Source organism: Spongisporangium articulatum, from assembly GCF_044465595.1.
GTDB classification, from domain to species: Bacteria; Actinomycetota; Actinomycetes; order Actinomycetales; family Kineosporiaceae; genus Spongisporangium; species Spongisporangium articulatum.
Window position 1 is genome coordinate 356,792 of the sequence record NZ_JBITLV010000006.1, and the last position, 18,388, is coordinate 375,179.

The 18,388-nt window shown below is 73.0% G+C and carries 19 protein-coding genes; 6 read left to right on the top strand and 13 right to left on the bottom strand.

Annotated elements, in window-relative coordinates:
• Window positions 1-18: 18 nt before the first annotated feature.
• Together ACIB24_RS18860 and metH are read right to left on the bottom strand one after the other, a co-directional pair.
• A complete protein-coding gene (locus ACIB24_RS18860; protein ID WP_398283510.1) occupies window positions 19-711 on the bottom strand; it encodes an HAD family hydrolase in 693 nt (230 codons plus the stop codon).
• Window positions 708-4,223, bottom strand: a complete 3,516-nt coding sequence (metH, locus tag ACIB24_RS18865; RefSeq protein ID WP_398283512.1) for a methionine synthase — start codon at window positions 4,221-4,223, stop codon at window positions 708-710. The genes ACIB24_RS18860 and metH overlap by 4 nt, the downstream gene beginning before the upstream one ends.
• A gap of 146 nt (window positions 4,224-4,369) precedes the next feature.
• Between metH and ACIB24_RS18870 the strand changes: the two genes are divergently transcribed.
• Window positions 4,370-5,251, top strand: coding sequence for a PAC2 family protein (locus ACIB24_RS18870; protein WP_398283514.1), 882 nt, complete (start codon window positions 4,370-4,372; stop codon window positions 5,249-5,251).
• 274 nt (window positions 5,252-5,525) lie between these two features.
• On the opposite strand, the gene ACIB24_RS18875 is transcribed toward ACIB24_RS18870, so the two are convergent.
• From ACIB24_RS18875 to ACIB24_RS18915, 9 genes are all read right to left on the bottom strand, one after another.
• Complete coding sequence (locus ACIB24_RS18875) at window positions 5,526-6,575, bottom strand: AraC family transcriptional regulator (RefSeq protein ID WP_398283516.1); 1,050 nt, start codon at window positions 6,573-6,575, stop codon at window positions 5,526-5,528.
• A 10-nt stretch (window positions 6,576-6,585) separates the two neighbouring features.
• Window positions 6,586-7,842: a cysteine--1-D-myo-inosityl 2-amino-2-deoxy-alpha-D-glucopyranoside ligase gene (gene mshC / locus ACIB24_RS18880; RefSeq protein WP_398283518.1), complete on the bottom strand. Its 1,257-nt coding sequence runs from the start codon at window positions 7,840-7,842 to the stop codon at window positions 6,586-6,588.
• Window positions 7,843-7,851: 9 nt separating this feature from the next.
• Window positions 7,852-8,187: a winged helix-turn-helix domain-containing protein gene (locus ACIB24_RS18885; protein ID WP_398283520.1), complete on the bottom strand. Its 336-nt coding sequence runs from the start codon at window positions 8,185-8,187 to the stop codon at window positions 7,852-7,854.
• The gene (locus ACIB24_RS18890; RefSeq protein WP_398283522.1) at window positions 8,174-8,824 is read right to left on the bottom strand and encodes a hypothetical protein; all 651 of its coding nucleotides are present in this window, start codon (window positions 8,822-8,824) and stop codon (window positions 8,174-8,176) included. The genes ACIB24_RS18885 and ACIB24_RS18890 overlap by 14 nt, the downstream gene beginning before the upstream one ends.
• A 103-nt stretch (window positions 8,825-8,927) precedes the next feature.
• On the bottom strand, window positions 8,928-9,830 hold the full coding sequence (locus tag ACIB24_RS18895) for an SCO1664 family protein (RefSeq protein ID WP_398283524.1): 903 nt from the start codon (window positions 9,828-9,830) through the stop codon (window positions 8,928-8,930).
• Complete coding sequence (locus ACIB24_RS18900) at window positions 9,758-10,321, bottom strand: DUF3090 domain-containing protein (RefSeq protein ID WP_398283526.1); 564 nt, start codon at window positions 10,319-10,321, stop codon at window positions 9,758-9,760. The genes ACIB24_RS18895 and ACIB24_RS18900 overlap by 73 nt, the downstream gene beginning before the upstream one ends.
• 11 nt (window positions 10,322-10,332) lie before the next feature.
• A complete protein-coding gene (locus tag ACIB24_RS18905; protein WP_398283528.1) occupies window positions 10,333-11,103 on the bottom strand; it encodes a histidine phosphatase family protein in 771 nt (256 codons plus the stop codon).
• A 16-nt stretch (window positions 11,104-11,119) separates the two neighbouring features.
• Window positions 11,120-11,962 carry an undecaprenyl-diphosphate phosphatase gene (locus ACIB24_RS18910; RefSeq protein ID WP_398283531.1) on the bottom strand — a complete coding sequence of 281 codons (843 nt, stop codon included), beginning with the start codon at window positions 11,960-11,962 and terminating at the stop codon, window positions 11,120-11,122.
• Window positions 11,959-13,020, bottom strand: a complete 1,062-nt coding sequence (locus ACIB24_RS18915) for an LLM class F420-dependent oxidoreductase (RefSeq protein WP_398283533.1) — start codon at window positions 13,018-13,020, stop codon at window positions 11,959-11,961. Before ACIB24_RS18915 ends, ACIB24_RS18910 begins: the two co-directional genes overlap by 4 nt.
• Window positions 13,021-13,123: 103 nt before the next feature.
• Here ACIB24_RS18915 and ACIB24_RS18920 point away from each other — a divergent pair, with 103 nt between their 5' ends.
• The gene (locus ACIB24_RS18920; RefSeq protein ID WP_398283535.1) at window positions 13,124-14,089 is read left to right on the top strand and encodes an aldo/keto reductase; all 966 of its coding nucleotides are present in this window, start codon (window positions 13,124-13,126) and stop codon (window positions 14,087-14,089) included.
• On the opposite strand, the gene ACIB24_RS18925 is transcribed toward ACIB24_RS18920, so the two are convergent.
• On the bottom strand, window positions 14,052-14,525 hold the full coding sequence (locus ACIB24_RS18925; protein ID WP_398283537.1) for a DNA primase: 474 nt from the start codon (window positions 14,523-14,525) through the stop codon (window positions 14,052-14,054). The genes ACIB24_RS18920 and ACIB24_RS18925 overlap by 38 nt on opposite strands.
• A gap of 38 nt (window positions 14,526-14,563) precedes the next feature.
• Here ACIB24_RS18925 and ACIB24_RS18930 point away from each other — a divergent pair, with 38 nt between their 5' ends.
• The gene (locus ACIB24_RS18930; RefSeq protein ID WP_398283539.1) at window positions 14,564-14,800 is read left to right on the top strand and encodes a DUF5703 family protein; all 237 of its coding nucleotides are present in this window, start codon (window positions 14,564-14,566) and stop codon (window positions 14,798-14,800) included.
• Here ACIB24_RS18930 and ACIB24_RS18935 read toward each other — a convergent pair.
• Entirely contained in the window at window positions 14,797-16,170 is a 1,374-nt protein-coding gene (locus ACIB24_RS18935; RefSeq protein ID WP_398283541.1) for a M20/M25/M40 family metallo-hydrolase, read from the bottom strand. The two genes, ACIB24_RS18930 and ACIB24_RS18935, sit on opposite strands and share 4 nt — an antisense overlap.
• Window positions 16,171-16,372: 202 nt before the next feature.
• Here ACIB24_RS18935 and ACIB24_RS18940 point away from each other — a divergent pair, with 202 nt between their 5' ends.
• The 3 genes from ACIB24_RS18940 to ACIB24_RS18950 all read left to right on the top strand — a co-directional run bounded on the left by ACIB24_RS18940 (window position 16,373) and on the right by ACIB24_RS18950 (window position 18,388).
• A complete protein-coding gene (locus ACIB24_RS18940) occupies window positions 16,373-17,014 on the top strand; it encodes a hypothetical protein (RefSeq protein ID WP_398283543.1) in 642 nt (213 codons plus the stop codon).
• Between the two features lie 73 nt (window positions 17,015-17,087).
• Entirely contained in the window at window positions 17,088-17,822 is a 735-nt protein-coding gene (locus ACIB24_RS18945) for a YcnI family protein (RefSeq protein ID WP_398283545.1), read from the top strand.
• Complete coding sequence (locus ACIB24_RS18950; protein ID WP_398283547.1) at window positions 17,822-18,388, top strand: copper resistance protein CopC; 567 nt, start codon at window positions 17,822-17,824, stop codon at window positions 18,386-18,388. The genes ACIB24_RS18945 and ACIB24_RS18950 overlap by 1 nt, the downstream gene beginning before the upstream one ends.

An 18,388-nucleotide genomic window follows, 5' to 3' on the forward strand; every position in this document is an offset into this window, starting at 1 on the left:
CCACCGGCCCCGTTTCGGTCAGGGGGCGGAGGTCGGTGGTACTCCCCCGGGCAGCAGCCCGGCCAGGCGTTGCGGCGTCCACCCGCTGAGGGTGTCCTCGACCGTGCGCAGCGGCCCCGGCTCGATCGGCACGATGTGGGCGACGGCCAGCACCGCCGCCCCGGCCGCCTCGGCCGAGGCCACCCCGGTGGGGCTGTCCTCGATCGCCACGCACTCCTCGACCGGCACGCCCAGGCGCGCGGCCGCCGTGAGATACGGCTCGGGGTGCGGCTTTCCGTGCGTGACGTCGTCTCCCGCCACGACCGTCGCGAAGGTCCCCGGCGGCAGCGCCTCGACCACGGCCTTGGCCAGGCGCTGGTAGGACATCGTCACCAGCGCGCACGGGACGTCGGCCGCGCGTAGCTGCCGCAGCAGGGCCTCAGCCCCCGGTCGCCACGGTACGTGCCCACGCACCCGCTCGATCACACCGTCCAGCAGCGTCTCGACGATCTCCTCGGGCGGCAGCGGCACCCCGCCGTGCTGCGCGATGTACTCCGCCGAGACGATCAGCGGGTTGCCGACGAGCGCGTGCGCGTGCGCGTCGGACCACGTTCCCCCGTACTTCTCGACCAGCGCGTACTCGCACTCGATCCAGTACGGCTCGGTGTCGACCAGGGTGCCGTCCATGTCCCACAGCACGGCTGACGGCAGGGTGGCGAGCGTGTCGGTCACGTGTTGAAGTACTTCGCTTCCGGGTGGTGGACGACGATCGCGTCGGTGGACTGCTCGGGGTGCAGCTGGAACTCCTCGGACAGCTCGACGCCGATCCGTTCCGGGCGCAGCAGCTCGACGATCTTGGCACGGTCCTCCAGGTCGGGGCAGGCCCCGTACCCGAGCGAGAACCGGGAGCCGCGGAACTTCAGCCGCAGGATCTCGTCGAGGTCGTCGCTGTCCTCGGCTGCGAAGCCGAGTTCGGCCCGGACGCGGGCGTGCCAGGTCTCGGCCAGCGCCTCGGCCAGCTGGACGGACAGGCCGTGCAGCTCCAGGTAGTCGCGGTAGGAGTTCTGCGCGAACAGGTCGGCGGTCACCTCGGAGACCCGGTTGCCCATGGTCACGACCTGGAACCCGACGACGTCGAGCTCACCGGAGTCCTTGGCCCGGAAGAAGTCGGCGAGGCACAGCCGCCGGCCGCGCTTCTGGCGCGGGAACGTGAAACGCAGCCGCTCGGTACCGGGCGTCCCGTCGGTGCCGTCGCCGTCGAAGTGGGCCACGACCAGGTCGTTGCCCTCCGACCAGCACGGGAAGTACCCGTACACGACAGCCGCTTCCAGCATGCCCTCGGTCTGCATCCGCTCCAGCCACATCCGCAGCCGGGGGCGGCCCTCGGTCTCGACCAGCTCCTCGTAGGAGGGCCCCTCGCCGGAGCGGGCGCCCTTCAGCCCCCACTGGCCCATGAACGTGGCCCGCTCGTCGAGGTAGCTGGCGTAGTCGGCCAGCTGGATGCCCTTGACCACCTTCGAACCCCAGAACGGCGGGGTCGGCACCGGGTTGTCGGTGGCGACGTCGGAGCGGGTGTCGGGCAGCTCCTCCTCCTCGACGGCGGCCTTCGCCCGGACCCGGCGCGGGCGCAGCTCCGGCAGGGCCGGACCGTCGGTGCCGCGACTGACCGCGACGAGCGCGTCCATCAGCCGCAGCCCCTCGAACGCGTCGCGGGCGTAGCGGACCTCACCCTCGTAGATCTCGGCCAGGTCCTGCTCGACGTAGCCCCGGGTCAGCGCGGCCCCGCCCAGCAGGACCGGGTACTTCGCGGCGATCCCCCGGGTGTTCAGCTCCTCGAGGTTCTCCTTCATGATCACGGTCGACTTGACCAGCAGGCCGGACATCCCGATCACGTCGGCCTCGTGTTCCTCGGCCGCCTCGAGGATGGCCGATACCGGCTGCTTGATGCCGATGTTCACGACCGTGTAGCCGTTGTTCGACAGGATGATGTCGACCAGGTTCTTGCCGATGTCGTGCACGTCGCCCTTGACCGTGGCCAGCACGATCGTGCCCTTGCCGGCGTCGCCCTCGACCTTCTCGATGTGCGGTTCCAGGTGCGCGACGGCGGCCTTCATCACCTCGGCGGACTGCAGCACGAACGGCAGCTGCATCTCGCCGCTGCCGAACAGGTCGCCGACCACCTTCATCCCGGCCAGGAGGTCGTCGTTGATGATCTCCAGCGCGCTCTGCCCGGCGGCCATCGCCTCGTCGAGGTCCGCGCCGAGCCCCTTGCCCTCACCGTCGATGATCCGCCGCTGCAGCCGCTCCGACAGCGGCAGGGCGGCCAGCTCGGCGGCGCGCCCGGCCCGCACGGAGGCCGCGTCGACGCCCTCGAACAGCTCCAGGAACCGCTGCAGCGGGTCGTACGTCGTGTTGCCCTCGGCGTCGAACGTGCGCCGGTCGTAGACCAGGTCGAGGGCGACCTGGCGCTGTTCCTCGGGGATCCGGGCCATCGGCATGATCCGGGCCGCGTGCACGATCGCCGAGTCCAGGCCGGCCTCGACCGCCTCGTGCAGGAACACCGAGTTCAACACGTAGCGGGCGGCCGGCGACAGCCCGAACGAGATGTTCGACAGACCGAGCGTGGTCTGCACGTCGGGGTAGCGGCGCTTGACCTCGCGGATCGCGTCGATCGTCGCGATCCCGTCGCGACGGGTCTCCTCCTGACCGGTCGCGATCGGGAAGGTCAGGCAGTCGAGGATGATGTCCTCGGTCCGCATCCCCCACTGCCCGGTCAGGGTCTCCACCAGCCGGACGGCGATCTCCACCTTCTTCTCGGCGGTGCGGGCCTGGCCCTCCTCGTCGATCGTCAGGGCCATCAGGGCCGCGCCGTGCTCCCGGACGAGCGGCATGATCCGCGCGTAGCGGGAGTCGGGGCCCTCGCCGTCCTCGAAGTTCACGGAGTTGACCACCGGGCGGCCGCCGCACAGCTCGAGCCCGGCCTGCAGCACCGCGGGTTCGGTCGAGTCGAGCACCAGGGGCAGGGTCGAGGCGGTGGCGAAGCGGGACACGACCTCGCGGGCGTCACCGGCGCCGTCGCGGCCCACGTAGTCGACGTTCACGTCGAGCAGGTGCGCCCCGTCCCGGGTCTGGCCGCGGGCGATGTCGACGCACTCCTCCCAGTTCTCGGCCAGCATCGCCTCGCGGAACGCCTTGGAGCCGTTGGCGTTCGTACGCTCGCCGATGGACAGGTACGACGTGTCCTGGCGGAACGGGACGTGCTGGTAGAGCGAGGCCACGCCGGGTTCGGGCTGCGGGTCGCGGGCCGTCAGTTCCCGGCCCCGCACCCGCTCCACGACCGCCTTCAGGTGCTCGGGCGTCGTCCCGCAGCAGCCGCCCACCAGCGACAGCCCGAACTCCCGGGTGAACGTGTCGTGCGCGTCGGCCAGCTCGCCCGGCGACAGCGGGTAGTAGGCGCCGTCCTTGGTCAGCACCGGCAGGCCGGCGTTCGGCATGCAGGACAGCGGGACCCGCGCGTGTCGCGCCAGGTGCCGCAGGTGCTCGCTCATCTCGGCCGGGCCGGTGGCGCAGTTCAGCCCGATCGCGTCGATGCCGAGCGCCTCCAACGCCGTCAGGGCCGCCCCGATCTCGCTGCCCAGCAGCAGCGTGCCGGTCGTCTCGACCGTGACCTGGACGATGAGCGGAACGGTGATCCCCTCCCGCCCCATCGCCAGCTTCGCCCCGGAGACCGCCGCCTTCGCCTGCAGCAGGTCCTGCGCGGTCTCGACCAGCAGCGCGTCGGCGCCGCCGCGGACCAGGCCGGTCACCTCCTGCGCGTAGGCGTCCTTCAGCGCCGCGTACGTGGTGTGCCCGAGCGACGGCAGCTTGGTGCCGGGCCCGATCGAGCCGATCACGAACCGCGGCTGCTGCGGGGTGCTCCAGGCGTCGGCGGCCTCCCGGGCGACCCGGGCACCGGCCTCGGCGAACTCCGTGATCCGGTCCTCGATGCCGTACTCGGCCAGGTTGGCCAGGTTGGCCCCGAAGGTGTTCGTCTCCACCGCGTCGACGCCGACGGCGAAGTAGGCGTCGTGGACCGAGCGGACGACGTCCGGCCGGGTCACGTTGAGCACCTCGTTGCAGCCCTCGTGCCCCTGGAAGTCCTCCAGGGTCGGCTCGGCGGCCTGCAGCATCGTGCCCATGCCGCCGTCCGCCACCACGACGCGGGTGGCCAGGGCCTGGGCGAACTGCTCTGAACGCTGGGTCATCGTCAGGAGATCTCGAATCCGTGTGAGGGTCACGTGTCGGGGAAGGCGGCAACAAGGATAGGCCGTCCGGTATGCCAGGCACCGGGCCCCGGTCACCGTAGGCTGGGGCGTGGCCGCCGACCGGCGGAGAAGAGGGAGAACCACGAGTGACTGAACAGCCCGAGGTCCCGGCGCTGCGCGACCCCGTCATGGTGGCCGCGTTCGAGGGCTGGAACGACGCCGGGGAGGCCGCCAGCGGTGCGGTCGCCCACCTGCGCGAGGTGTGGGACGCGCAGCCCGCGGGCGAGTTCGACCCCGAGGACTACCACGACTTCCAGGTCAGCCGCCCGACCGTCTCGATCGGCGAGGAGGGCCGCCGGAAGATCACCTGGCCGACCACCCGCCTGTACTGGGCCCGGCCGCCGGGCGCCAGCCGCGACGTGATCCTGGTCGCCGGCATCGAGCCGTCCATGCGCTGGCGGCAGTACACCCGGGAGCTGCTCGGCCACGCCGACCGGCTACGGGTGGGCACGCTGGTCACGCTGGGCGCCCTGCTGGCCGACGTCCCGCACACGCGTCCGATCCCGGTGACCAGCACGAGCGACGACGAGGACCTGATGCGTCGCCTGGCCCTGGAGCCGTCCCGCTACGAGGGCCCGACGGGCATCGTCGGGGTCGTCCAGGAGGCGGCCGGCACGCTCGGTCTGCCCTGCCTGTCGCTGTGGGCCGCCGTCCCGCACTACGTGGGCCAGTCGCCGTCCCCGAAGGCCACCCTGGCCCTGCTGCACCGGGTCGAGGAGATGCTCGAGGTGGCGATCCCGCTCGGCGAGCTCCCGGAGGACGCGCGGGCCTGGGAGACGGGGGTCGACCAGCTGGCCGAGGAGGACGCCGAGATCGCCGACTACGTGCGCCAGCTGGAGGAGGCCAAGGACACGGCCGACCTCCCCGAGGCGACCGGCGAGGCGATCGCACGCGAGTTCGAGCGCTACCTGCGTCGCCGCGGGGACGACGAGCCGCCGGGCAAGGCGGGCCCGGGCCGACTGCCCTAGGCGATCGGCCCGGCCCCGCCGTCGCCCGGCTGGTCGTGATCAGTTGGGGGGCTTAAGCGCGGCGTGGGCCGGCCACGCCCCTGAGGCATGACCGGCCCACGCATGCCCACCCCACGGAGGTGGACATCCGGCTCGGTGACGGGAGCACGCGACGAGGGCCTCCGGACGCCTCGCCCCGGCATCGCCATCGGGCCGGACACGCCCTCAGAGCCTGACAGCGAAATCAGCGCTGGTCAGCGGCGCCCCAGGCCAGCCCGTTGTCAGTTCCGGCCAGCTAGTCCGGGTCGAGGGCGTTCTGCCGCCGCCAGGCCTCCGGCGGCATCCCGGTCCAGCGCCGGAACGCCCGGCTGAAGCCCGTGACGTCGGCGTAGCCCAGGGAACGGGCGATCTGCGCGTGGGTGAGCCCCGCACGGAAGGCGCGGCGGACGTCGTCCAGCCGCTGCTCGTCCTGCAGGGACCGGAACGACGTGCCCTCGTCGGCCAGGTAGCGTCGCAGGCTGCGCGCCGAGACGGACAGCACGGCCGCGGCGGCGTCCAGCCCCGGCGCCCGGCCGTCGGCCAGCAACCCGCGCACGCGCGTCGTCCAGCTGGGACCCGCGGCCAGCAGGTCGACCTGGCGGCGGCACTCCTCGACCGTCTCCCGGTGCAGCCGCTCGTTGCGGGTCGGCAGGGGCCGGGCCAGCACCTCCCCGGCGATGACGATCCGGAACTGCCCGGCGTCCCACCGGATCGGGATCCCGGCCAGGCTCTCCAGGACCGCGGCGTCCGCGGAGCGCGGGAAGTCGACGCAGACCTCCTGCAGCGGCACCGGGACTCCGGTCAGCTGGCGACCGATCACGGCCATGGCGGCGGCAGCCCGCACGACGTAGAAGATGCGCAGTTCGCCGGGGGCCACCACGTTGCGCACGCTCAGGTGGACGTCCCTGCCGACCACCTCGGGCGTGATCAGCGTCAACGTCCGGGTCAGGGACATGAACGACAGCCCGGTCAGGATCCCCTGGCCGAGCGTGGCGCTGGACGAGATCGCCGTGCGCCAGGCCCCGAGGTCCGACAACGACGCCAGGTGGGTGCCGAGCCCGACCTCCACGCCGAGCGCCACCGGCCCGGGCCCGACCCGCTCGCGGCTGAGCCGCAGCAGCGAGCGCACCACGGCGAACTCGGCGGCCACCTGGATGGTCTCGGAGGCGTTGGGGAGGTCGTACGTGTGCAGGCCGGTACCGGCCAGGAGTTCGTCGTCGAAGAACCCGTGCCGGCGCCCGACGTTGATGATGTCGAGCAGCATCCCGGTGGCGGGCAGGGGCTTCGAACCCGCGGGGACGGTCATCCGGCCGGGGTCAGAACCGGACGCCGAGCAGGGCGTCCACCGCGCGGCTCAGGACGCCGGGAGCCCCCTCGACGGTGCCGCCGCGGGTCAGCTGCAGCTCGGCCCAGCGGTCCACGGCGGCGAGCGCCCCGGGCGCGGCCAGGTCGTCGGACAGGTGCTCGCGAACGCGCTGCAACGTCTCGTCGGGGGCGGGACCCGCGGCGCGGGCGAATGCGTCCCGCCAGCGGTCGAGGCGGGCCTGGGCGGCGGCCAGGACGTCGTCGGACCAGTCCCAGTCGGTGCGGTAGTGGTGGGCGAGGATGGCCAGCCGGATCGCCGCCGGGTCGACGCCGGCGGCCCGCAGCTTCGCGACGAACACCAGGTTGCCGCGCGACTTGCTCATCTTCTCGCCGTCGTAGCGGACCATCCCGGCGTGCGCGTACAGCCTGGCGAACGGCCACTTGCCGGTCAGCGAGTGGGCGTGCGAGGCGCTCATCTCGTGGTGCGGGAAGACCAGGTCGGACCCGCCGCCCTGCACGTCGAAGGCCATCCCGAGGTGCTCCAGCGCGATGGTCGAGCACTCGATGTGCCAGCCCGGCCGGCCGCGCCCCAGCCGCCCGCCGTCCCAGGAGGGCTCCCCGGTGCGTTCGACGCGCCACAGCAGCGGGTCGAGCGGCTGCCGCTTGCCGGCCCGGTCCGGGTCGCCGCCCCGTTCGGCGAACACCGGGCGCATGGCGGTCTCGTCGAGGCCGGACACGGACCCGAAGCGGCGGTCCGAGGTGACGTCGAAGTACACGTCCTGGGCGCCCTCGACGGCCGCGTCGGGGGTGGCCACCGGGTAGGCGGCGCCGGAGTCGACGAGCCGCTCGACGGCGTCCACCACCAGCGGTACGACCTCGGTGACGCCCAGGTACTCCTGGGGCGGCAGGACGCCGAGGGCGGCCATGTCGTCGACGAACCCGGCGATCTCGCGGGCCGCCAGGTCCTGCCACTCGACGCCCGTGGCGGTGGCCCGCTCCAGCAGCGGGTCGTCGACGTCGGTGATGTTCTGCACGTAGTGCACCGTGTGGCCGGCGTCGAGCCAGGCCCGGTACAGCAGGTCGAAGGCGACGTAGGTGGCGGCGTGCCCGAGGTGGGTGGCGTCGTAGGGGGTGATGCCGCAGACGTACATCCGGGCCTCGGGGCCCGCCGAGACGGGCAGCACGCGGCCCGAGGAGGTGTCGTGCAACCGCGGCGGCAACCCGGTTCCGGGCAGCGACGGGACGGAAGGGGCGGGCCACGGCTTCACGACGGGAGCCTAACCGCCGTGCGGGTCGAGTCTCGCCAGCAGGGCTCGCATCCCGGCCAGTTCGGCCGCCAGCGCCGAACGGCCCTGTCCGGTGATCGTCACCCAGGTCCGGGGGCGGCGGCCCTCGGTGTCCTTGCGTTGGCGCACCAGCCCGGCCTCGGCCAGGACGGCGAGGTGGCGGCCCAGGTTGCCGTCGGTCAGCCCGAGCGTGCTCTTGAGGAAGCCGAAGTCCGCCTCCCCCGCCTCGGCCAGGACGGCGAGCACGGCGAGCCGGGCCCGCTGGTGCACCACCTCCTCGAACCCGAGGGCCGGGTGGGCCGGGTGGGCCGGTTCAGTCTCCGGCACGGACGGCTCCCTCCCGCAGACGGGCGACGACGCCGAGCGCGACCGTCAGGAGGGCCAGGGTCAGCATGATCGCGTGGTGGTACCACCAGACGTAGTCGGCCTCGGGCAGCCGGTTGGTCAGCCAGTACGGGCCTTCCAGCACCCCCAGCAGCCCCACCGTCAGGGACCACACCGTCAGGGCGCGGACCTTCTCGGCCAGCCCGATGAGCAGCAACCCCGGTGCGGCGGCCAGGAACGGTCCACCGATGGACAGCACGATGGCCAGCGGCGGCAGCACCGCGAAGGTCACGGCGCCGGCGGCGGCCGCTCCGGCCGGGCGGGAGACGCCCATGCCCTGGCCGCGACGGGCCCGCCGGCGCAGCCACCAGAGCACCGTGAAGGCCAGCGGTACGACGACCCAGCCGACGATCTGAACCGGGGTCGACCCGAAGAAACCCGGGTCGTACAGGCCTTCCGACGGGCCGCTCGGGGCCAGCACCCGATCGGCCAGGAAGTCCTGGCCCTCCGCGATCGTCAGCCCCGCCCCGACCACGAGGAGCGGCACGGACGCCGCCCGCCGGGTCGCACGGACCCGCCCCTGCAGTGCCGTGAGGCTCGCGTAGTCGGCGAACGCCGTTCCCGCGTCGGTGCCGTCCATGGCCGTACCCCCTCGCATCATTTACTCTGCGGTGCAGAGTTCGTTGTGACGCTTACTCTGCATCACAGAGTGAACGCCACGCAAGAGGGTCGGTGACCGGAGTTCAGAACGGCGGCCAGGGGATCGCGGGCCAGTCCCCGGGCTGGCGGGGGTACCGGCCGCGCCGGACCAGCCGCCGGGCCCGCTCCGCCGTCCGGGCCACCTCGTCGGCGTCCAGCAACTCGCACAGGTCATCGAAAAGCCTTGTGTCACCGGCCAGATCGGTCTCGACCCGGGTGAGCCGCGCGAGCTCCTCGTCCCCCAGCGGGCGCCCCCGGAAACCCCACAGGACCGTGCGCAGCTTGTCGTCCAGGTTGAACGTGAGGCCGTGATCGACGCCGTAGAGGGCGCCGCCGGCGTGCCGCAGCACGTGCCCGCCCTTGCGGTCGGTGTTGTTGGCGACGGCGTCGAAGACGGCCATCCGGGCCAGTGTCGGGTCGTCGGCGTGGGCCAGGACGACGGGACGCCCGGCGGGGCCCTCGGCGTCCAGCACCCTCAACCAGCCCTCGGGCAGGCGGCCGGGCTCCACGATATCGATCAGCCCGCCGCCCGGTTCGGGGATCTCCTCGGGCTCGCCCACCCACCACTGGACGCTGCCGGGGCCGCTGGGGCCGTCGCGCAGGACGGTGGGCGGGACGACGTCCCAGCCGGCGGCCGCGCTGAGCCGGTAGGCGGCCACCTCCCGCCGGGCCAACGTCCGCGCCGGGAAGTCCCACAGCGGCCGCTCCCCCGCGACCGGCTTGTAGACGCACGGCACGGTCGCGCCGTCCAGGGTGACCGTGGCGTAGAGCGTGGCGTTGCTGGCGTCGGTGATCCGGCCGAGCACCTCCAGCCGCCCGAAGGCCAGCAGCTCGAGCAGCTCCGCCTGCCCGGGGGCCGGAGCCGGTCCCTCGCTCAGCGCCGGTACCCGTTCGCCCGCGGGCAGATGTGCCCCTCGGGGTCGAGCGGGTTGGCGCAGAACGGGCACGGCGGGCGACCGGCGGCCACCACGGCCAGGGCGCGCCTGGCGAACGCCCGGGCCACCGCCCCGCTCAGGCTGACCCGGAGCACCGCGCCCTCGGCATCGTCCTCGACGTCGGGCAGTTCGTCGTCGTCCTCGCCGGCCGGCCCGGCCTCGAAGCACTCGATGACGACCCGTTCGGTGTCACCGTCCCAGGCCAGGCTCATGGTGCCGACCCGGAACTCCTCCTCGATCGGGACGTCGAGGGGCCCGGAGTCCTCGTCGCCGACCGGGGCCAGGGCGGGCACGGGGGCCTCGCCGCCGGTGCGCCGCACGACCTCGTCGAGCAGTTCGTCGACCCGTTCGGCGAGCACCGAGACCTGCTGCTTCTCCAGCTGGACCGTCGTCAGCCGCCGGCCCGCGCGAGCCTGCAGGAAGAACGTGCGTGACCCGGGCTGACCCGTCGTCCCGGCGACGAACCGCTCGGGCGGGTCGTACTCGAACACCTCACGGGGCATGGACAGTGACCCTACGGCCTCACGTCGGCACCGTGCGAACCACCGTGCGAACCACCCACCACGGCGTCGGAGGAGGCCTCCGCATCATCCGTGGGCCCGTCCGCCGGCTCGCCCTTCGGCCGGGCCGGCGGGACGACGCCGCTCAGGTCGCCGCCGACGTCGTTGACCCGCAGCGCGAACGGTCGCAGCCGGGTGTACCGGACGACGGAGACCGAGCACGGGTCGGCGACCAGCCGCTGGAAGGCGTCGAGGTGCATGCCGAGCGCGTCGGCCAGGATCGACTTGATCACGTCCCCGTGCGAGACGGCCAGCCAGACCGCGTCGTCACCGTGTTCGGCGGCGATGCGGGCGTCGTGCTCGCGGATCGCGGTCACGGCGCGGGTCTGCATCTGCGGGATCGATTCGCCGTGCTCACCGGGGAAGGTCACCGCGCTGGCGTGGGCCTGCACGACCTTCCAGAGTGGTTCTTCGGCAAGCTCTTTCAGCGGCCGGCCGGTCCAGTCGCCGTACTTGCACTCGCCCAGCCGCTCGTCGGTGACGGGGCTCAGCGCGCCGTCGAGGGTCCGGGGATGCGCGTCGAGCAGCAGCTGGGCCGTCTCCTGGCAGCGCTGCAGCGGGCTGACGACGGCTGCGGCCAGGGGGACGGCGGCCAGCCGCTCGGCCAGGCCCTTCGCCTGCGTCCGGCCGGTCTCGTCGAGCCCGATGCCCGGGGTCCAGCCCGCGAGCAGCCCGGTGGCGTTGGCGTTCGTGCGCCCATGGCGGACGAGCAGGACGGTCGGCACACCCCCAGGGTAAGCCTCAGCCCGTGGCGGAGATGACCCCGGAGGCGACCAGGATGATCACTGCGATGCCGGCCCCGATCCGGTAGGGCACGAACGTGGTGATCGGATACTTGGCGACCAGCTTCAGCAGCCAGGCGATCGAGGCGTAGGCGACCACGAACGAGACGAGGGTGCCGACGGCGAGCTCGCCCCAGCCGACGACGTCCGTGTTGACGTCCTTCAGGGACAGCACGCCCGCACCCGTCAGGGCGGGGATGGCCAGGAAGAAGGACAGTCGGGTGGCGGCCACGCGGCTGGCCCCGAGCAGCAGGCCCGCGGAGATGGTGGCCCCCGAACGGGACACCCCCGGCACCAGGGCCACGCACTGGACCAGACCGATGATCAGGACCTGCTTCAGGGACAGGTCCTCCTCGCCGTACTTCTGCGCCGGGTTCCGCTCGGCCCAGACCAGGACCCCGCTCCACACGATCAGCGCGCCCGCGACCACCCAGAGGCTGCGCAGCGGCCCCGTGATCAGCGGCTCGGCGACCAGACCGACGACGGCGATCGGCAGCGACCCGGCGATCACGCACCAGGCGAACCGGTAGTCCGGCTCCTGCCGGGCCTCGGCACTGACCAGGCCCCGGAACCAGACGGCGGCCAGGCGCAGGATGTCCTGGCGGAAATACAGGAACGTGGCGACGATCGCACCGAACTGGATGATCGCCGTCAGCGCCGTCACCGACTTGTCGTCGACGGGCAGGTCGAGCAGGCCCTCGAAGACCGTCAGGTGGCCGGTGCTGGAGACCGGGAGGAACTCCGTCAGCCCCTCGACGACGCCGAGGACGACCGCGTCCACATAGCTGACCGTGCCGCTCACTCGGCCAACCCGCTCGCCTCGAGGATCTCGGCCATCCGCCGGACGTGGTCCAGGCGGGCCTCCAGGGTGGGCGCGAACGGGACGACGGACAGCGTCGTCACCCCGGCCTCGGCGAATGCGTGCATGCGGTCGCGGATCCGATCTGCCGGCCCGATCAGGCTGGTGGCGTCGATGAAGTCGCGCGGCACGGCCGCGGCGGCCTCGGCGTACTTCCGGGCGAGGTACAGGTCCTGCACCGTCGCAGCCTCGTCCTCGAACCCCATCCGGCAGGCGAGCGCGTTGTAGAAGTTCTGCTCGCGGCTGCCCATCCCGCCCACGTACAGCGCCGCGTAGGCGCGGATGCCGAGGGCGGCCTGGTCCAGGTCGTCGGCGATGGCGACCGGGACGGTGGGGACGACGTCGAATCCTGCCATCGGATCCTGAGCGCCGCCTGAAACCTTCTCGCGTCCGGTGCGCACGTGGGCCAGCGACACGTCGGCGTGCTCGGGCGAGAAGAAGATGGCCAGCCAGCCGTCGGCGATCTCGCCGGTCAGCTCGAGGTTCTTCGGCCCCACCGAGGCCAGGTAGACCGGGATCCGTTCGCGGACCGGATGCACGGTCAGCTTGATCGGTTTCCCGGCCCCGTCGGGCAGCGGCAGCGTCCAGTGCTCCCCCGCGTACTCCAGGCGCTCGCGGGCCAGCGCCTTGCGCACGATCTCCACGTACTCGCGGGTGCGGCTGAGCGGCTTCGCGAACCGGACGCCGTGCCAGCCCTCGCTGACCTGCGGGCCGGAGACCCCCAGCCCGAGCCGGAACCGGCCGCCGGACAACGAGTCCAGGGTCGCGGCGGTCATCGCGGTCATCGCCGGGGTGCGGGCCGGGATCTGCAGGACGGCGGCGCCCAGCCCGATCCGCTGCGTGTGCGCACCCACCCAGGACAACACCGTCGGGGCGTCCGAGCCGTAGGCCTCGGCCACCCAGACCGAGTCGTAGCCGAGCTTGTCGGCCTCCTGGGCGAGGACGAGGTTGTCGGCGTCGTTACCGGCGCCCCAGTAGCCGAGATTGAGACCCAGTCGCATGGCTGGCGACCCTACCGGTGCGGACCGGACGATCAACCGCGGACGGTGGGGGCCGCGTGGCAGTGGCCCGCGAGAGGCCCCACGACCAGTAGGTTGAGCCCTCATGGAGCAGCGGTACGTCGGCCGGACCGGGTTGCGTGTCTCCCGGCTCGGCCTGGGCACCCTCACCTGGGGCCGGGACACCCGCGAGGAGGAGGCCGGCGAGCAGCTGCGCGAGCTCCTGGAGGCCGGCGGCGACCTGGTCGACGTCGGCACCGGCTACGGCGACGGAGCCGCCGAGGAGGTCCTGGGCAAGCTGATCGGGCCACTCGCGCACCGCGACGAGCTGGTGATCAGCGCCAAGGCCGTGGTACCCAGCTACGCCACCGGGCCGGACCTGTCCCGCCGTTCGGTGATCGCCGCGCTCGACGCCACTCTGACCCGGCTCGGCGTGGACCACGTCGACCTCTGGACGGCGCCCGGCTGGTCCAGCCACGTCCCGCTGGCGGAGACGCTCTCGGCGCTGGAGACCGCCGTCCGCTCGGGCCGGGCCCGCTACGCCGGGCTGGCCAACGTGGACGGCTGGCAGGCCACCCTGGCCACCGCGACCGCCTCGGGAGGTGCGGTCCCCACGGGCGGCGCCGCGCCCGGCGTCCCGGTGGCCGTGCAGACCGAGTACTCGCTGCTGTGCCGGGGGCCCGAGCGCGAGTTGTTGCCGGCCGCGCGGCACCTGGGGCTGGGCGTGATCGGCTGGTCGCCGCTGGGGCGCGGGGTGTTGACCGGCAAGTACCGGGCGGGGACGCCGGCCGACAGCCGGGCCGCGTCACCGCACCTGGCCCGGTTCGTCCAGCCGTACCTGGAGCGCGGGCCGCGCCGCGTGGTGGACGCTCTCGTCACCGCGGCCGACGGGCTGGGCTGCGACCCGCTGGACGTCGCCCTCGGCTGGGTGCTGAACCGCCCGGGCGTCTCGGCCGTGCTGGTCGGGGCCCGGACGGCGGCTCAGTTCCGGGCGTCGCTGGCGGCCGAGGAGACCGAGCTGCCCGCCGAGATCGTCAACGCGCTGAACGAGATCTCGGCGCCGCCGAGCTGAGCTCGTCCTCGTGCGACTCGTGCGAGTCGTCGGCCGACGTCTCGTCCTCGTCGAGGTAGTCGTCCTCGTCGTCCGGTTCGTCGACGTCGTCCAGTTCGTCGAGCTCGTCCTCGATCTCGTCGTCGAGGTCGTCCTCGTCGAGGTCGTCCAGCTCGTCCTCGTCGTCGAGGTCCTCGTCGTCGAGGTCCTCGTCGTCCTCGTCGTCCTCGTCGTCGTCCTCGCGGGCGTCCGCCTCGTCGTCGAACAGGACCATCGGAGTGGCCTCGTCGTAGGCCTGGTAGAGGGAGTCGTCGTAGACCTCGAAGGCCGCGGCGAGCCGTTCGTAGGCCGTCACGACCGCCGGGTCGTCGTCCCCACGGCGGGCGGCCGCCGCTTCCAGGTGCGCCTCGAGGGCCGCGACCAACCGGTCGAGCGCAGCCCGGGGCTCCGTCGTCATGGCACGACCGTAGCGGTTCGTGATGACATGGAGACACTATGAGCGATCTGGAACGCGAACCGGCGCGTCGCGGGCAGCAGCCCCGCTCGGGCGCCGACTACGAGTACCGGCTCGTCGTGATGCCCCGGGGCACCACTCGGGCCGAGGCCCGGAAGGTCCTCACGGACCACGCCGAGTACGGCCGCTGGGAGCTGGCCCGCGTCCAACTGATGTTCGGCGGCGCCCGGAAGGTCTGGCTGCGCAGAAGGATCATCCGCGTGACCCGCAGCGCTTAGGACAGGTCCAGGAACCGGTCGAAGACCTTCACCCCGAACTTCAACGACTCCAGCGGCACGCGCTCGTCGACCCCGTGGAACATGCCGGGGAAGTCGAGGTCGGCCGGCAGCTGCAGCGGCACGAACCCGTACCCGTTGATCCCGATCTTCGCGAACGACTTGTTGTCCGTACCCGCCGACAGGCAGTACGGCAGGACGGTGGCGCCCGCGTCGGCCTCCAGCAGCGAACGCTGCATGGCCGAGACCAGCGGCCCGGAGAACGGCGACTCGACGGCGGCGTCGCGGTGCACCACCTCGAACCGCACGTGCGGGCCGGCCAGTTCGCGCAGGGTCTCCATCAGGTGCTCCTCGCGGCCCGGCAGGAAGCGGCAGTCGAGCAGCGCGGTCGCCGCGCCGGGGATGACGTTGTGCTTGTACCCGGCGTTCAGCACGGTCGGGTTCGACGTGTTGCGCACCGTCGACTCCAGCCAGCGGGCCGCAGTCCCGAACAACTCGGTCAACGCGTCGAGGTCGACGCCCTCCGTGCCGTCCTCGGCCCGGGTGATCAGCTCTCGCCCGGTCACGTCACGCACCCCGGTGAAGAACCCCTTCACGGAGACCGGCACCTCGACCGGCCATCGGTGCGCCCCGATCCGGCCGATCGCCTCGGCGAGCCGGGTGACGGCGTTCTCGGGGTTGATCTGCGAACCGTGCCCGGCCCGCCCGTCGGCGGTGAGTTTCAGCCAGGCGAGGCCCTTTTCGGCGGTCTGCAACAGGTAGGTGCGGCGGCCCAGCAGGTCGACGGAGAAGCCGCCGACCTCGCTGACCGCGTCGCTGACGCCCTCGAACAGGTCGCGGTGCTCGCGCACCAACCACTGCGCGCCGTAGCTGCCACCCGCCTCCTCGTCGGCCAGGAACGCGACCACCAGATCACGCGGCGGCTTGCGCCCCTGCCGGACCCGCTCGCGCACGATGGACAGCAGGATCGCGTCCATGTCCTTCATGTCGACGGCGCCGCGCCCCCACAGGCAGTCGTCGCGGATCTCCCCCGAGAACGGGTCGACCTGCCAGTCCGCGGCCTGCGCCGGGACGACGTCGAGATGCCCGTGCACGAGCAACGCCGGGCGGGACGGGTCCTCTCCTGCGACCCGGGTGACGACGCTGGTGCGCCCGGTCGCCCGTTCGAAGAGCTGGACGTCGAGCCCGACCTCGTCGAGCAGACCGGCCACGTGCTCGGCCGCCTTGCGCTCGCCGGGCCCCGAGTCGTCCCCGTAGTTGCTGGTGTCGATGCGCAGCAGGTCCTGGCAGATGGTGACGACCTCGTCGGTCGCCGGGGGCGCCGGACGGGGCGCGGGGACGTCGGCGGGGGTCGGCGCCGCAGGCCTTCTCATGCGATTTCCTCCCGAGCCGGAACACCCGGCCAGGTCCGCACCGGGTTGGGGCCACCGTAGTCGTGAACGGAGTCTGAAAGCGCGTCCGTGGCTTCCCACGACGTCTGTCAAGTGGCCTAAGCTGACACCGCTGGGCGGCACTGTCTTCCCCGTGGCGGTGCCGCCCAGTCTCACGACGACGGCTGGGTCTAGGGTTTCCGCCGTGAGTCCAGACCGCGGTGTCGCGCGTGCCGGGCGCGTCACAGCGTTCACCGCCGCCGCTCTCACCCTCGCAGCCACTGCCCACGTCGCCGCCGGCGGACATCTCGACCTCGTCCTGCTGCCCGTGCTGATCCCGCTCGTCGCGGCCCTCGTCGACGTGGCCGCGGCCCGGCGCCTGGGGCCCGTGGCCCTCCTGGCCCTGACCGGGGTGGTCCAACTGGGTTCCCACCTGGCCTTCATGGCCGGGGCGACAGCGCCCGGGTCCAGCATGAGCAGCATGCCGGGCATGCCCGGCATGGACATGCCCGTGTCGACCACGACCGCGCACACGATCGAGCACGCCGCCCACCGGTCAGCCGGTCACGACCTGGTCCTGCCGCTCGACGCGATGACGGCCACCCACGCCGTCGCCGCCGTCGCCCTGGCCCTCCTGCTGGCCCGCGGCGAGTCGGCGCTGTGGGCCCTGGCCGCGCACCTGGCCTGGACCTTCCGCCTCCCCCGCCTCCCGCGGCCGGTGCCGGTCGCCCCGCCGGCCGCTCCCGTCGTCCCGGCCCTGCGGGCGCCGCGCCCGCACCCCTTCCTGCGCACGGTCTCCAGGCGGGGCCCGCCCGGTGGGCCGCGCGCCGCCGTCCGCACGACCTGAACCCTCGGGTGGAGCGGATCGTCGGCGTGCCCGGATCACGTCACGACTTCCCTTACCCATCAGGAGTTCTCGCATGTCCCCACGCATCATCGGCACCGGCCTGCTCACGGCCGGTCTCGTCCTGGTCCCGGTCGCGGCCCAGGCCCACGTCCGGGTGATCCCGGAGTCCACCGCCGCGGAAGGCTTCTCCAAACTGACCTTCCGGGTACCCACCGAGTCGGCGACGGCCAGCACCGTCAAACTGACCGTCGACCTGCCGACGGCGACGCCGCTCTCCTTCGTCTCCGCGCAGCCCGTGCCGGGCTGGACGGTGAAGGTCACGGAGTCGAAGCTGGCCACCCCCGTCACGGTCGAGGGCACCACGCTGACCCGGGCGCCGTCGGAGGTGACCTGGACGGCCGAGAAGGGCCAGGGCGTGAAACCCGGCGAGTTCCAGGAGTTCTCGCTGTCGGCCGGCCCGCTGCCGGCAGCCGGGACCCAGCTGGCGTTCCCGGCCACGCAGACCTACTCCGACGGCACGGTCGCGCAGTGGGATCAGCCGCAGGCCGACGGGGCCGCGGAACCGGAGCACCCGGTGCCCGCCTTCACGGTCACAGCGGCTAGCGGCGACGGTCACGACGCCGCGGCGCCCGCCGCGGGCTCGTCGGGCTCGTCGGGCTCGTCGGGCTCGTCGGACGACGGGGGCGACGGTCTAGCGGTCGGTCTGGGGGCCGGCGGCCTGGCGGCGGGTCTCTTCGGCCTGGTGCTGGGCGTGGTGGCGTTACGCCGCTCGGGCCGGAAGGCCCAGCCGGGGAGTCAGGAGGCCTGATGCGTCTCGTCCGCCTCCTGCTGGCGGCGGGTCTCGCGGTGGGGACGCTGCTCGTCGGCGCCCCCACCGCGTCCGCGCACGCCACGCTGCTCGGCACCACTCCGGCCACCGGGTCCACGGTCGCGAAGGTGCCGGCCCAGGTCACGCTGCATTTCAACCAGCCCGTGCTCGGCATCGGCGCGACGGTGCTCGTCGTCGGCCCGGAAGGCGACGAGGAGTTAGGCAAGCCCGCCCTCGTCGACACGGACGTCACCGAGGCGATCCGGCCCGGCGCCCCGGCCGGCTCCTACTCCGTGGAGTGGCGGGTCACGTCGAACGACGGGCACCCGATCGGCGGGTCGTTCTTCTTCACCGCGACGAAGGCCGGCGGCGGGGACGGCACCGCGGCCCGCGCCCCGGCCGGGCAGCCGGAGCCGGCGGGGAGTTCGGTTGCCGCGCCGCAGGTCTCGACCGCCGGCGAGTCGGGCGGCCTGCCCCGCTGGGCGCTGTGGGCGCTCATCGCCGTCGGGGTCCTGGGCGTGGTCGGAGCGGCCGTCGTCTCGGTGTTGACGCTCCGGGACACGTAG

Excerpts from the sequence above, each read along its gene's own strand:
- metH (WP_398283512.1), bottom strand. The coding sequence starts at position 4,223 with ATGACCCAGCGTTCAGAGCAGTTCGCCCAGGCCCTGGCCACCCGCGTC.
- ACIB24_RS18875 (WP_398283516.1), bottom strand. The coding sequence starts at position 6,575 with ATGACCGTCCCCGCGGGTTCGAAGCCCCTGCCCGCCACCGGGATGCTG.
- ACIB24_RS18890 (WP_398283522.1), bottom strand. The coding sequence starts at position 8,824 with ATGGACGGCACCGACGCGGGAACGGCGTTCGCCGACTACGCGAGCCTC.
- ACIB24_RS18900 (WP_398283526.1), bottom strand. The coding sequence starts at position 10,321 with ATGCCCCGTGAGGTGTTCGAGTACGACCCGCCCGAGCGGTTCGTCGCC.
- ACIB24_RS18915 (WP_398283533.1), bottom strand. The coding sequence starts at position 13,020 with ATGCGACTGGGTCTCAATCTCGGCTACTGGGGCGCCGGTAACGACGCC.
- ACIB24_RS18920 (WP_398283535.1), top strand. The coding sequence starts at position 13,124 with ATGGAGCAGCGGTACGTCGGCCGGACCGGGTTGCGTGTCTCCCGGCTC.
- ACIB24_RS18925 (WP_398283537.1), bottom strand. The coding sequence starts at position 14,525 with ATGACGACGGAGCCCCGGGCTGCGCTCGACCGGTTGGTCGCGGCCCTC.
- ACIB24_RS18930 (WP_398283539.1), top strand. The coding sequence starts at position 14,564 with ATGAGCGATCTGGAACGCGAACCGGCGCGTCGCGGGCAGCAGCCCCGC.
- ACIB24_RS18935 (WP_398283541.1), bottom strand. The coding sequence starts at position 16,170 with ATGAGAAGGCCTGCGGCGCCGACCCCCGCCGACGTCCCCGCGCCCCGT.
- ACIB24_RS18945 (WP_398283545.1), top strand. The coding sequence starts at position 17,088 with ATGTCCCCACGCATCATCGGCACCGGCCTGCTCACGGCCGGTCTCGTC.
- ACIB24_RS18950 (WP_398283547.1), top strand. The coding sequence starts at position 17,822 with ATGCGTCTCGTCCGCCTCCTGCTGGCGGCGGGTCTCGCGGTGGGGACG.